The 13,878-nt window shown below is 46.3% G+C and carries 11 protein-coding genes; all 11 read right to left on the bottom strand.

The annotated features are described in order from the left end of the window. Positions 1-68: 68 nt before the first annotated feature. Complete coding sequence (locus BLS69_RS17470; protein ID WP_176872756.1) at positions 69-1,088, bottom strand: MsnO8 family LLM class oxidoreductase; 1,020 nt, start codon at positions 1,086-1,088, stop codon at positions 69-71. A gap of 21 nt (positions 1,089-1,109) precedes the next feature. Continuing rightward, positions 1,110-2,525 (bottom strand): deoxyguanosinetriphosphate triphosphohydrolase family protein, encoded by a 1,416-nt coding sequence (locus tag BLS69_RS17475; RefSeq protein ID WP_076209597.1) that lies wholly within the window; start codon positions 2,523-2,525, stop codon positions 1,110-1,112. 702 nt (positions 2,526-3,227) lie between these two features. Then, on the bottom strand, positions 3,228-5,108 hold the full coding sequence (htpG, locus tag BLS69_RS17480; protein WP_074093900.1) for a molecular chaperone HtpG: 1,881 nt from the start codon (positions 5,106-5,108) through the stop codon (positions 3,228-3,230). 1,119 nt (positions 5,109-6,227) lie between these two features. Then, positions 6,228-7,127, bottom strand: coding sequence for a nickel transporter permease (nikC, locus tag BLS69_RS17485; RefSeq protein WP_091033886.1), 900 nt, complete (start codon positions 7,125-7,127; stop codon positions 6,228-6,230). Positions 7,128-7,357: 230 nt separating this feature from the next. After that, positions 7,358-8,362: an ABC transporter permease gene (locus tag BLS69_RS17490; protein ID WP_091033889.1), complete on the bottom strand. Its 1,005-nt coding sequence runs from the start codon at positions 8,360-8,362 to the stop codon at positions 7,358-7,360. A gap of 174 nt (positions 8,363-8,536) precedes the next feature. Further along, positions 8,537-10,186 (bottom strand): ABC transporter substrate-binding protein, encoded by a 1,650-nt coding sequence (locus tag BLS69_RS17495; protein ID WP_091035113.1) that lies wholly within the window; start codon positions 10,184-10,186, stop codon positions 8,537-8,539. A gap of 929 nt (positions 10,187-11,115) precedes the next feature. After that, positions 11,116-12,063 carry a glycoside hydrolase family 25 protein gene (locus BLS69_RS17500; protein ID WP_091033892.1) on the bottom strand — a complete coding sequence of 316 codons (948 nt, stop codon included), beginning with the start codon at positions 12,061-12,063 and terminating at the stop codon, positions 11,116-11,118. Between the two features lie 368 nt (positions 12,064-12,431). Further along, the gene (locus BLS69_RS17505; protein WP_091033894.1) at positions 12,432-12,929 is read right to left on the bottom strand and encodes a phage holin family protein; all 498 of its coding nucleotides are present in this window, start codon (positions 12,927-12,929) and stop codon (positions 12,432-12,434) included. Between the two features lie 77 nt (positions 12,930-13,006). Further along, complete coding sequence (locus BLS69_RS32180; RefSeq protein WP_091033896.1) at positions 13,007-13,165, bottom strand: hypothetical protein; 159 nt, start codon at positions 13,163-13,165, stop codon at positions 13,007-13,009. Continuing rightward, positions 13,165-13,458, bottom strand: a complete 294-nt coding sequence (locus tag BLS69_RS17515; protein ID WP_091033898.1) for a hypothetical protein — start codon at positions 13,456-13,458, stop codon at positions 13,165-13,167. Before BLS69_RS17515 ends, BLS69_RS32180 begins: the two co-directional genes overlap by 1 nt. Then, positions 13,458-13,877, bottom strand: coding sequence for a hypothetical protein (locus BLS69_RS17520; RefSeq protein WP_091033901.1), 420 nt, complete (start codon positions 13,875-13,877; stop codon positions 13,458-13,460). Before BLS69_RS17520 ends, BLS69_RS17515 begins: the two co-directional genes overlap by 1 nt. Position 13,878: the final 1 nt, after the last annotated feature.

Below are 13,878 nucleotides of genomic sequence, written 5' to 3' on the forward strand. Positions count from 1 at the left end.
GTCCCGATCTGCAGCTCTTCGGTTTGTTCGGATTTCAACGGCTAACATCATAAAGTGATCAGCCTAGTTCAGTATTGCGTCTTATGCTCAGCCAGCAATCGATATGAATCCAACCTGCGCTCATAATCTGGTCCTGCCGTAACCAGAAGCAACCTCTCCGTATCCAGCCTGTTACTCACCTGTTGCAATCGTGCCCATACCTGCTCAGCTGTACCTGCATAGTGCCGCACCGATTCATTATGATCACTAACGGCTGCATCCTTCGTCTTAGAGACCGCGATACCACTTGAATTCGGCTCGGTTGAACGTCCTTCCCCATCTGCTTTACGTCTCTCCGCCATATCACGACTCCAGGCCATAGCATCCGTCTCTGACTCGGCACACAATACGCTGACTGCCACCATAACTTCAGGCTCCTTCATCGTTGCACTAGGAATAAATCCTTCTCGGTATCGCCTTACAGCCTCTGTACCATCGGCATCACTCATGAATTGACCAAAGACATATCCCATGCCAAACCGTGCCGCAAATTCTGCACTCTTCACGTTAGTTCCCAACATCCAGAGTGATAACGGAAGCTTGGGAATCGGACGAGCTGTCACGGGATGATCCTCGTACATGTAGCGGTCTTCGAGCAGTTCTGTGAGTGCTGCGAGCGATTCAGGCAGCTTGGACACATGCTGCAAGTAATTGCCACTGAGTGCCATCGTGGCATGAGGTCCACCGCCAGGAGCACGTCCGAGCCCAAGCTCAATACGCCCCGGATAGAGCGCAGCCAGCAGGCGGAACGACTCCGCAACCTTGAGTGGGCTATAGTGCGGCAACAAGACCGCACCAGAGCCAAGTTGGATCGTTGTTGTCCTTGCTCCGATGTGCGATAACAGTACTTCGGGAGAGGCCGATGCCAGTTCAGCCATATCATGATGCTCTGATGTCCAGTATCGGGCGTATCCCCAAGCCTCGGCATGTTGCGCAAGTGTCAGCGATTGTTGAAGTGCCTGTTCCGCTGTGGCATCGTTTAACCTTGGCACAAGGTCAAGTACGCCCAGACTGAACATCTCACTCATTCGCTTAGCCACGCGTCTCATCTCCCTTTATATCGGTTAATTTTAATCCAGATCGTAGATCGAACCCACCTTCAGACCGTAGAGTTCATTATATATTTTCTCGGCAAATGCATCCGTCATTCCTGCGATATAATCGATCACCATGTGTTCCCAAGTCCAGATCGGCTGGGCTTTGGCTTGATCCTTCTCATACCGCTGCAGCCAGTCGGATGGAATAATCGATTTGGACGTTTCCGGATCGAGGAATGCATCCCATAATCGCTTAATCATCCACTCACTGCGCTTCTGTAGCCGCTGTACACGCAGGTCACGAATCATGGTCACCCAGGCAAAACTCTTGAGCACACTCACCGTACGCAGCATATCAAGGTCTTCAGCCCCTTCACGGACAAAAGTTACCTTCTTCCAGTCGCCGTCGTCAATAACGCCCAGGCTGCCTACAAAAAAGCTCACCCAATAGGCTTTCACTTCACGACGGGTACGCGAGTAATCATGCTCGCAGAACGGCATCTTCTCATTCCAGATGCGCAGGAACGAAGCGAGGACCTCTTCTACCTTTTGCCCAATCGCTTCTCGGGTCCATCCGTTCCAGAACAGATCCTCCAGCGTTGTAATTTTATCCACAATCAGTCGATTCACATGCGGATCTTGCAGGAAATGCTCATGTACTTCAATTTTACCTGCTTTGATGCCATCCTCGAGGTCATGTGAGGAGTACGCAATATCGTCGCAAAGGTCCATCAGCTGTGCTTCCAGCGTCTTCTTGCCTGCCGGCACGTTCCAGCGATCACGGATCTCCCGAATATATTGCCACTCATGATGATACATGCCTTTTTTGCTCTCTGTCCCAGGGTACGGATATTTGTTTATCCCTAGTAATACCGCATCAGACAGATTCAGTCCGTCGATATCTTCACGTTTCTCCAAGTGCATAATGAGACGGAAGTTGTGTGCATTGCCTTCAAAATGCTCGTATTTTCGTTTTAACTCGGCACGGACTTCAGACTCCACCTTGGGAACTTTGGCACTGCGGCTTTTTTTCATGATTTTCTTAGCCTCGGTGTTAATGAGGTCATCCAGAATACCATCCAATACTTCTTCACCTTTATGTCCAAACGGCGGGTGACCGAAGTCATGTGCGATTGCAGCGCACTCCACCACTTCTGAATCAATAATAAGGCCAGGGTTGTCCGCGCGGTCCCAGTCTACCTCGGGAAAACGGCGAATCAGACTTCGGGCAGCCTCTCGTGCAATCTGTGCCACCTCCAGGGAATGGGTCAAACGAGTACGATAATAATCACCCGTTCCTGCGCCAAACACCTGCGATTTGCCCTGTAACCGACGGAAGGTCGGTGAATGAATGAGTCTGGAATAGTCCCGTTCATACGCTGCACGAGATCCATCCAATTTGGTTAATTCAGGATATTGTCTATGTTCTCTCAGATCGTTCCATTGCATGGGGATCACTCCTAGCCGACTGTCTCTATTTTGAGTGATTATACACAACATCTGTGGTTTCGAAAAGTAAAACCTGTCTGCGATTGTCATCTCTTCTTACATCAACTTGTAATGAACAGTCATCTTCTCTTATTATACCCTGCCAGACTATCATCCGTGCATCTAAATGACAATGATTCATATTGAACTCACACTATCGTGACTAATGATGAAAAAAAGTGACTTATACAGTTTGCGTAGCCGTTCCGGTTACGGATCGTTCTTATGATCGCTGTTGTCTCCAGGTTTTCTGAATTCCCTTTACTAAGGGAAAAACCCGGAGACAAAGGCGAACGCTTCGCTTCTTCAGAATCGATTCCGTCCCCTTCACTACTTTTGCTGTTTTCACACCAAATCTAAATGACATTACATTCCCTATAAGGGGGAATTCTTCAAAACTTTGAAAAGCTAAAGAATTTCATTACGATGTTCATCCATCGCTTCAATGATAGTCTGCCTCCCCGCTCCCTCCCCGTTGTAGGTAAAAAACAAAAAAAACCGACAGGACTGAAACGCCCTGTCGGGGTGGAGATAGTGGGTGCAACCGTATTTTGTAGTTTCCAGGCTATATAAGCTCTGAGCCTTTCACCCGGAAACCGCATGGAACATTCAATCACTTTGATTCAGTGCACCGTTATTATATCACTGCGATATTGCGAAAGTTTAAACCATAACCTTACAGATATCGTTGGTGAACTCTACTGGGTCCTGAATTGGCAGTCCCTCGATCAGCAATGCTTGATGATACAGCAGGCTTGTGTAAAGGTTCAGCTTTTCCTGATCCTGCGCGAAAGCGTCTTTCAACGATTTGAAAACATCGTGATTCACGTTGATTTCCAGCACTTTGTCGGCTTGTACGTTTTCGCTGTTTGGCATAGCTTTCAGGATTTTCTCCATTTCAATCGTCAGCTCACCCTCAGTGGACAAACATACCGGGTGGCTTCTGAGGCGTTTGGAAGCTTTAACCGCTTTGACTTTACCAGCCAATTGAGCTTGCATCGCTTCAAACAACTCTTTGTTGTCGTTGTCCTGAGCATCCGTTTCTTCTTTGTCCGCGCTATCTTCGATACCCAGGTCACCACTGGAGATGGATTTGAATTCTTTCTCCTTGTAGTTCGTGATCATCTTGATTGCGAACTCGTCGATGTCATCAGTAAAGTACAATACTTCGTACCCTTTCTCAAGAACACCCTCGATCTGTGGCAGCTTCTCAATACGGCTAATCGATTCACCAGATGCATAGTAGATGTACTTCTGATCTTCCGGCATTCTGGAGACGTATTCGTCCAAGCTCACGAGTTTGCTCTCTTTGGAAGACGTGAACAACAGCAGATCCTGCAATGTATCCTTGTTCACACCATAGTCACTGTACACTCCATATTTCAATTGACGACCAAACGCTTGGTAGAACTTCTCGTAGTTCTCACGCTCGTCCTTCAACAGGCTTTGCAGTTGGCTCTTGATTTTGTTCTTAATGTTTTTCGCGATCAGGCTAAGCTGACGGTCATGTTGCAACATCTCACGAGAGATGTTCAGGGACAAGTCTTCCGAATCCACCATACCTTTAACAAATCCGAAGTAATCTGGCAACAGATCCCCGCATTTATCCATGATCAATACACCGTTGGAGTATAGCTCAAGGCCTTTTTCATACTCTTTCGTGTAGTAGTCAAACGGCGTATTCTCCGGAATAAACAGGATTGCATTGTATACCACTGCGCCATCTGCGCTGATATGCAAGTGTTTGAGCGGTTTGTCAAAACCGTAGCGTTTTTCCATATAGAAGTTATTGTAATCTTCTTCGGTCAGTTCGCTTTTATTTTTACGCCAGATCGGCACCATGCTGTTCACGGTTTGTTCTTCTTGATATTCCTCAAACTCATTCTCCGTGCCCTCTTTCGGACGTTGACCCGTTACATCCATCTTGATCGGGTAGCGAATGAAGTCGGAGTATTTCTTGATGATGGATCTCAGGCGGTACTCTTCCAAAAATTCGTCATATGAATCTTCTTCGGTATTTTCTTTGATCGTCAGGACGATCTCTGTACCTACGGAATCTTTCTCAGCTGGTGTGATCGTGTAGCCATCCGCGCCTTCGGACTCCCATTTCCAAGCCTCGTCACTGCCCAGCGTTTTACTTGTTACGGTCAGCTTGTCCGCCACCATGAATGCAGAGTAGAAACCAACCCCGAATTGTCCGATGATGTTGTGGCCGTCTTTAGCCTCATTTTCCTTCTTGAACGCCAAGGAACCACTCTTCGCGATAACCCCCAGGTTGTTCTCCAGCTCTTCCTGCGTCATCCCAATTCCGGTATCTGTCAGTGTGAGGGTGCGGTTTTCTTTGTCGATCGTGAGCTTGATGAAGTAGTCCTCTTTGTTGAAAACGAGCGAATCGTCCGTCAGTGCTCTGTAATAAATTTTATCAATGGCGTCACTGGAGTTGGAGATCAATTCTCTCAAAAAGATTTCTCTTTGGGTGTAAATGGAGTTGATCATCATATCCAGCAAACGTTTGGATTCAGCCTGGAATTCTTTTTTAGCCATGAGTGGTTTGACTCCTTTCAAATTGGGATATCGAATGATTTGATTGAAAATAGAAAGTAAATCCTTGAGTTTTTCATACAAAACTTACGGATGCCAGAAAATCATTTGAAGCTTAAACGCTAGATCATCAGATCCAATAGATTGGCTAATCTTCAAAATGCATGATGTTCTGCAATGTAGCCGTTCCGGTTACGAATCGTTTTTCGGATCGCTGTTATCCCCAGATTTCTTTGATTCCCTTTTAAAAAGGGAGAAATCCGGTGATAAAGGCGAACGCTTCGCTTCCTCCAAATCGATTTCGTCCCCTGCACTACTTTTGCATTTGATCAGGAACTTGTTTGAGGATTAGATCCTTCTATTTAAATGGATTCTGTTGATTAAGCAAACATTTAGCTTCTTCCGGTTCTGTTGCGCACCTTGGCTTCGCATGTCCTACTCAGATTCAATATCTATTTTCAAAAACAGAATCATTCCATATGTAGGCGTATAGTAAAAATATCATTTGTTAGCACTCTAATGATCGGAGTGCTAAACCCTTCCTTTTATATAACATATGGGAAAATTGGGTGTCAATACGCAGGCGGTTATTTTAACAAAAAGATCGAATAACCCTTCAACTTATGCACATCACCAATCATTTTACCGTAATCCCGCAGGTAAAACAAAAGCCGGTTCGAACCAAAGTTCGAACCGGCATGGTGAAAGATTGTGATGTGTCTGTTGATATAGTAGATAGCGTTAAAACATATCCATCCAATGTACCTTGGAGTATCCTCGGCCTTACTGTGTTGAGACTGATGTATGGGTACGTTGGGATATTAGTATGTTGGTACCTTGGTATTGTGGTTGCTTGAATGTCCTGAGCAGCAAGGTAGTCACGCGCTAACGAACTTCAAAGACGTTAATTGGCCTTTTTGGGAGGTTTTCGTAAGCTAACGAATCGTAGACACGCTATTGCTCGCCTCTAGCCAATCTATTGAGCACATTCGAAAGTTTTTCACCTAATAGCGTGTGTGAAGTTCGTTAGATTGGGAAATTGTCTGGAAATCGTAAAATAGAACCTCGTAGGTTCGTTAGAGTTGAAGCAGAAGTTAGCGTTACGATTAGAATTAGACTCTTCTACTTTTTCGCCATTTTCGGATCAAGGGTATCGCGTAGTCCATCGCCCATGAGGTTGAAGCCGAGAACGGTCAACATAATGGAAACGCCGGGGAAAATCAGCGTCCACGGGGCTTTTTGTATAAACTGACGGGAGTCCGACAGCATTTTACCCCATTCCGGGTCGGGTGGTTGCGCGCCCATGCCCAGAAATCCGAGTGCTGCAGCTTCGATGATCGCAGTCCCAATTCCAAGTGTACCCTGCACGATCAACGGAGTAAGGCTGTTAGGCAAGATATGGCGAAACAAGATTCGCCCGTTGCCCGCTCCGAGTGTCCGTGCCGACGTAATGAATTCCTCCTGTCTCAAGCTGAGTACCCGTGAGCGCACCAATCTTCCGTAGGTCGGGATGTTCACGATGGCGATGGCGAGCAGTGCATTTTGCAACGACGGGCCCAATATTGCCACAATGGCGATGGCTAGCAAAATCCCGGGAAATGCGAGCAAGATATCAAATAAACGCGAGATAAGCATGTCCGCCCATTTTCCATAAAATCCGGCAATCAGACCAAGCAACGTACCCGCGATAATGGAACCAATGACGGAGAAGAAGCCCACCCACAAGGAAATACGCGCCCCGTGCAGCACTCTGGAAAATACGTCACGCCCCAGATCGTCCGTACCAAACCAATGCTCTGCCGAAGGGGCCTGAAGCCGATCCACCAGCACCTGTTCCTTGTAATCGTAAGGTGCGGTATATGGCGCGAGGAAGGCCAACAGGATAAAAAATACGATAATAATCAGACCAGCAAGCGCAAGCCGATTTTTCCGAAACGTTCTCCACGCTTCCCGCCATGGACCGGATGTGCTCGCCGACGCAGCGTCAATGGATGGTCCGGTATTGGTCGATAATTTGGCCATGCGGCGTCTCCTTTCTTGGATATGAATATAACAAAAGATCAACGAGTTCTATTACACTCAAGCACTACGATTGCAGTATCATCTTCTGATCGCTGTTATACCCAGATTATATTGATTCACCCATTTAAAGGCGAAAATCCGGTGATAAATGCGCAGCCTATGCTTCCGATATAGCTTTCTTTTAGAAAGCTTTTAGCTTCGCTTCTGCAGATTGGTTCTTTATTGAGTCCCTATTTATAACTAATACGAGGATCAAACACGGCGTAGAGCAAATCTACAATCAGGTTGATCACCACGAAAAAAAACGCCACGATCAGAATGCCACTCTGGATCACCGGATAGTCCCGCGAACTAATCGCTTCATATATATAACGTCCCACGCCAGGCCAAGCAAAGATCGTCTCGGTCAATACCGCACCCCCGAGCAACGATCCGGTCTGGATGCCGATAACCGTAAGTACTGGAATAAAAGCATTTTTAAGTGCATGTCCATATACAACAAAAAACGGCCCCAGTCCCTTCGCCTTTGCAGTACGAATGTAATCGGAACTCATCACTTCCAACATGCTGGAACGTGTCATTCTAGCAATAACGGCCATCGGGATCGTACCAAGCGCAATACTCGGGAGTAACAAATGTTTGATTACGGTCCACAACTGATCCCAGCGTCCGGCAATCATCGTATCCAGCACATACAAGCCCGTAATGGCTTCCACCGGATCACGTGCATTCATTCGTCCAATGGAAGGCAGCCACTGCAACTTGTTCGCAAACAGCCATTGTTCCATCAGACCGAGCCAGAAGATCGGCATGGATACACCCACCAAAGCAATGACCATACAGCAATAATCAAACCAGGAGTTGTGCTTCCATGCACTGACAATACCGGCATTCACCCCAATAATGACAGCAAATAACATACTCGCCATCGTTAATTCAAGGGTTGCTGTCAGATAAGGCACAATTTCCTGGGCAATAGGCACCTTGGTGCGGATAGACGTTCCCAGGTCACCTTTGAGCAAATCGCCCAAGTAGGCGAAATATTGCTGGAACCAGGGTTTATCCAGACCGAGCTGGTCACGAAGGGCCTGCTTGGATTGTTCAGTTGCCTTTTGCCCAAGTATGGTCTCGGCCGGGTCACCCGGAATGGCGTGGATGATGGAAAAGACAATCAGAGTCATGCCCAGCAGTACGGGCAGCAACACAAGCACACGTTTGACAATATAGCTGTTCAATCCTGTTCACCTGCCTTCGACATATCGTGCAAAATAAAAAGCGCCGGCAAAAACGCATGCTTTGGATAGTTACGTCCGGATGTGGGTTCTGCCAAGCATTTCGTCTCACCAGCGCTTTGATAGAAAGAATGGTTAATGCGTTAGATGCATATTCAGATTCAACTTCCCTCTACGCTATTCGAAGTAGGCCCCGGCATAGGATTCACTACCCAGCGGAGATGGTACAAAACCTTTCAGGTTCGATTTACCCGCCAGAATTGGGGTGGTATGCACAAGTGGAATCCACGGTGCGTCTTCCTTGATAATTGCCTGCGCTTGTTTGTAAAGCTCGGCACGTTTCTCCTGATCTGTTTCTTTCTGCGCATCGGTCAGCAACACATGCAACTCTTCGTTGACATAGAAGCTGCGGTTATTGCCCGGAATGGCGTCTTTGTCCAGCAAAGTGTACAGGAAGTTATCCGGATCCCCGTTGTCACCTGTCCAGCCGAGCATGTAGATATCATCTTTCTCCCCGGCCTTGGCATCATCCAGATACGTCGCCCATTCCGGGGATTCGATGTTTGTAGTCACACCAATTTTCTCAAAATCAGCCTGGATCGCTTCCGCTACCTTCTTGCCATCAGGCATATACGGGCGGGATACCGGCATTGCATAGAAGGTTACCGGATCAGGCAATCCGTCAGGGAATCCAGCTTCGGCGAGTAGAGCTTTTGCTTTTTCCAGATCATATGGGTAATCCTCAATGGTATCGTTGTATCCCCACAGCGTTGGCGGCATTGGGTTCACGGCAGGCTCAGCTTGTCCAGCAAAGAACGCATCAATGAGGGCCTGCTTGTTCACCGCATGGTTGAGGGCTTGTCTGACTTTGACATTATCAAATGGTTTCTTCTTGAAGTTAAAGCCGATATACGCCACATTGAACGGTGGACGCTCGATCTTCTGCAACTCGCTGTTGCCTTCAAGGATGGACAGATCGTCCGGGTTCAGATCTTCCATGACATCAATCTCGCCGTTTTGCAGGGCATTGAAACGAGCCGTGTTATCCGGAATCGAACGCACGATCACCTTGTTCAGCTTTGGCAGTCCTTCTTTCCAATAATCCGCGTTTTTCTCCAGGGTGATGGAGTCGTTACGCTTCCACTCTTTGAATACAAATGGGCCGGTGCCCACAGGCTCGCTCTTGAAGTTTTCTTTTTTCTCCTGAATCGCCGTTGGGCTGGCAATGCCAAATGGCGTCATCGCAATATTTTGCAGGAAAGGCGCTTGTGGTTGGTTCAATGTGAACTCCACCGTAGTCTCGTCCGTCGCCGTCACTTCCTTGATCACACGTCCGTCCTCTGGACCAAACATGGAGTCGTAATAATCGAAGGAATCTCCTTCGAATTTATATTCACTAGCCGGATCACCCCAGCGGTTAAAATTGAACACAACAGCCTCTGCGTTGAAATCAGTTCCATCATGGAATTTCACACCGGACTTCAGCTTAAACACATACTTGAGTCCATCCGCCGAAATCTCCCAGCTCTCTGCTAGTCCAGGAACGACCTCTGTTCCACCTTCCTTGTAGTCCAGCAATGAATCAAACACCTGATGCCCAATCTTCAGCGACTCCCCATCGGTTACAATCGCCGGGTCCAGTGCTACGGAATCCCCACCACGGCCCATAATCATCGTATCCTGTGCTTCCGTCACTTCGGCTGGTGGCTCGCTGCCCTCCGCCGGAGCAGGCGAATTCCCAGCCCCCTCATTGCTAGAGCAGCCTGACAACACCAAAACGGTGCTCAAAGCCAGAGTCAAAAAACCGGACATCCATTTCTTTCTCATTCGCATACGTACAACACCCTTCCCTGTCTCATAATGTGTGTGATGCTGGCATGAAAAAACTTCAATGATAGCCATTGGTTCGGTGCTTGCTTGTATCAATGAAAGGCTTTAGGTGCCTGTGATACCTGAATTAAAGTTCCGGGAAAAGTAAGGCAAAAATATAAAATTTAAAAACAGCATGGAGACAGAATAATGGATATAAGTAAAGTCAGATCATCATGCACATGGATTACGGATATGTACGATTTCTTTTATAGAAAAAGAAATCGTACAACGAAAGAAGTATCTTGTGAGATGAATCTATGCAAGTGAATGAGATTGTTGCGATTTATTTGAACTAAGGTCAATAAGTAACAGCGAATGGTTACGGACTCGTAAGAGCAAGTTCAAGTCAGTGGATTCAATATATAAATAGGCATATGGATACTACGCTGCTGGGTACCAATAACGTCTGTTCCTTGAGCGTGTCGACTTGGAGCATGAAGTGTGGGAGCTGGACTAGGTATCGTTTGCAATAAGGACGAAAGAAACTCAACATAGGCTAGGTTGTTTAGATGTGTAAGTTGTTTATGATGGTGGATTTATCTTGTAGATTGGATGTGTAAAACGTATGAACGAGTCATCTTGAGATGTTGGATTGTACAGCAGGGAGACATTACAATAACTACGTATGTTATGGTTTTGTCATGATGAGGAGGATTGTGTAAATAAACTGTGGTGAAAAACAATTTCGTGTAACTTACTTTACATCACATTAATCAATTAGACAAGAGATTTACAGACATAAGTCTTCAACTTTATTATATGCGTTAATATTACTTACACAAAACACAAAAAAGGAACACAGTTCGACAAAAAGCGTCTCGTGTTCCTTCTCCACTCAATCCACATTTATATAAAATCAACATTCTACTTTGCTAAGAATCAGCTCACTTTTTAAACAAACCTCTGCGATGCATCACGGTAATAAAACGGTAAAAATCATAACTCGCCCCATTATCGATGCTGAACAATGGATTTTTGGTGTCATATGCCAGAGCTGCATCCACAGCTGCCTTTGCCCATACTGGAACTTCCATTTGCTGACGCGCCTGCAGTTTATCGACCTGGGATTTGAGCGCATCAAACGCTGCTTTCTCTTCGGCTGTCATCGGTTCGCCCCCTTTCGGTGGTACGGTTGGTGGATTCGGATGACTTGGATTCGTTGGATTGGATGGCTCCGGTGGTTTTGGAGTGGCTGCTGCGTATCTTGCTCTGAGTTGTGCCGCTGTTCCCTCGAATTCATTCATATCCACGTTGCCACTAATGCCATTCACCTTGCCTGAATCCGTATACTGCCAGAACGTCCAACGCTTCCATGCCGGCTGGTCGTCCGGTACACGAGTGTTGCTGTAACGCGCGATCCACAGATCGTATGAGCTGAGTGATGTGTCAAAATTCCCGGCAAATGAATTGCCCGTGTATATGATCGGTTTTACACCTGTCAGACGTTGTAATTCGGTCAAAAAAGCTTTGGCAACTGTATTCATCTGTGCTTTGCTCAGGTTGCCGGGATTGTTCTCGTAGTCCATGACGGGTGGCAGCTGTAGTGCCTTGGCGCCTCCAACTTTGTTAAGTGTATTAGCATAATGCGCCGCTTCTGCCTTGGCACCATCGGTAGATGTCGCGCGGAAGAAGTGATATGTTCCGACCAGCATGCCCGCTGCAAGTGCACCGGTTACATTTTTCTGATAATTCGGATCGGTATATGTCTGTCCCTCAGTTGCCTTGATGAACACAAATGTCATGCCACTCGCCTTCACTTTGGCCCAGTCAATATTGCCCTGGTATCGGGAGACGTCAATGCCCTGTGTGTTGCCCGAACTTCTCGTTTGCATGTTTCTCACACCCTTTATGCGGCAAATTGCCGTTTGTATATAGTTAATGCGGTTGAGCTAGGAGTTGCTTGTGTGCGTGTCCCTTGTTGATGGTAATAGCTATGTTCAATGAGTATCTATCATCTTAGGAAAAAATATCAAACCGGTACGCGACCGTTCCAGATACGGATCGTTCTTATGATCGCTGTTGTCTCCAAATTTTTATGATTTATTATTCTAATGGTTAAAATTTAGAGACAAAGGCGACCGCTCCGCTTCTTCAGAATCGATTCCGTCTCTTTCACTACTTGTAGACTAATGGTGCAGACTTCCGACTCTGTAGTGCTCTATATCTTGCCACAGGACAATTTGGAATGAATGCTGAGCCTTTACTTCGTTTCATCTCTAATCTGTTGATCAACGCCCTCATGATCTGACTGTACAAAAGATTCTCTGGAATCAGGAGTATAGTCACCTGAGATCCCCCCGGATCCCCCTTTTCCCTTAAGCACTTCAATGGCTTGCCGAATTACTGGCGGAATGGGTGCGCCCAACTTCCCTCCGTTTTCGATAATGGACAACAACTCATTTGCGATATAAAAAAAGGCGACCGCATCTCTGAACAAATGTCCGTCTCCCAGAACACCGTCCACCAGATGAGCCACCGATACCATTGCAAATATAAATACCTTTCGTGCGATGCCAAACATCCCAACATTACTCTCTAACTTGCCACTCATGCCCGCCGCCGCGATGCCGGTTAGGTAGTCGAGGATGACGAACACAAGCAATACGCCGAGTACGCCTGACCAACCTCCGAAGAAGTAGGTTACTGAGCTGCTCATGAGTGCAATTCCCCATTTCCATAGGGTGTCCCATCGTTCCATGGTTTCACCTCACTTTGGTTTTTAAATACCAGCTGCTCCACAGGGCATAAAAATAGCGCACCACGTAGGTACGCTTGTTAAACTCCTTCGGTTTTTGACAAAATGTAATTCTCAACGGCTTGACGGTAGTCGTCATTGGTGATGTCATCAAGCAGGTATACTTGGCTGGTCTTTGGATTAAGTCCTTTATTCAAGATTCTTTCTGCTGCAATACGTACCACAACTTCATTTACCATCACAAGATCCCTCCTGTATTTTCATTGGCTAACAACAAAATCTGTTCTTCCAATTCTTTTATTTTCTGCTGTTCTGGTGTTTCGACAATGGGAAGCTCCTCTAAAACTGGTTGTTTCGTAGCAGGATCGATACTGACAATTCGATGAGTGTGATAATCGATTGCCCCATACTCCAAATCGATGTAATGTAGTTCAGTGATTTCCTTCCTCGGAAGTACATCACCTTGTATTTCACCAGCTCGATAGATGATCTCACCGTCTTGATCGTATATAATTCTAATCCCAATATTCATTATTCGTATGCCCTCCAATAAAATGGACTTGATGTCAATTCAAAATATGGCAACGGTACCTGAAATCCACCGTTTGTGATATAAGTTCTGCCAGCGCTTTTGTCCTCTACTCGGAAATCAACCCACATTGTTCCTGTGCTTGTCCATCTATACCCGTTGTACACAGGATAGCCGTTATCTATTCTTTTGGAATTATAACCCAATATAAAATCCTCATCATCATGAAAAGTGATAATGATTTGCGATGGTAAAAAATCCAGATTGGTAACACTTATATATCCGCAGGTAAATGCAGTTCCATCTGAGTAAAGAAATCTTTTATTACCTAAGTTATATCCAAACCCTGAAGCAAACTTCCTTCCCTTATCTGGACCATCCAACCTATAATTATTCAATGAGTAACTATCAAGTGTCGGCATT

Origin of the sequence: Paenibacillus sp. CF095 (genome assembly GCF_900101225.1) — a bacterium.
In the GTDB taxonomy this organism is placed as follows: Bacteria; Bacillota; Bacilli; order Paenibacillales; family Paenibacillaceae; genus Paenibacillus.

Bases quoted from the DNA above. Each gene is read 5' to 3' on its own strand.
- BLS69_RS17470 (WP_176872756.1), bottom strand. From the start codon at position 1,088: ATGAGACGCGTGGCTAAGCGAATGAGTGAGATGTTCAGTCTGGGCGTA.
- BLS69_RS17475 (WP_076209597.1), bottom strand. From the start codon at position 2,525: ATGCAATGGAACGATCTGAGAGAACATAGACAATATCCTGAATTAACC.
- htpG (WP_074093900.1), bottom strand. From the start codon at position 5,108: ATGGCTAAAAAAGAATTCCAGGCTGAATCCAAACGTTTGCTGGATATG.
- nikC (WP_091033886.1), bottom strand. From the start codon at position 7,127: ATGGCCAAATTATCGACCAATACCGGACCATCCATTGACGCTGCGTCG.
- BLS69_RS17495 (WP_091035113.1), bottom strand. From the start codon at position 10,186: ATGAGAAAGAAATGGATGTCCGGTTTTTTGACTCTGGCTTTGAGCACC.
- BLS69_RS17500 (WP_091033892.1), bottom strand. From the start codon at position 12,063: ATGCAAACGAGAAGTTCGGGCAACACACAGGGCATTGACGTCTCCCGA.
- BLS69_RS17505 (WP_091033894.1), bottom strand. From the start codon at position 12,929: ATGGAACGATGGGACACCCTATGGAAATGGGGAATTGCACTCATGAGC.
- BLS69_RS32180 (WP_091033896.1), bottom strand. From the start codon at position 13,165: ATGGTAAATGAAGTTGTGGTACGTATTGCAGCAGAAAGAATCTTGAAT.
- BLS69_RS17515 (WP_091033898.1), bottom strand. From the start codon at position 13,458: ATGAATATTGGGATTAGAATTATATACGATCAAGACGGTGAGATCATC.
- BLS69_RS17520 (WP_091033901.1), bottom strand. From the start codon at position 13,877: ATGCCGACACTTGATAGTTACTCATTGAATAATTATAGGTTGGATGGT.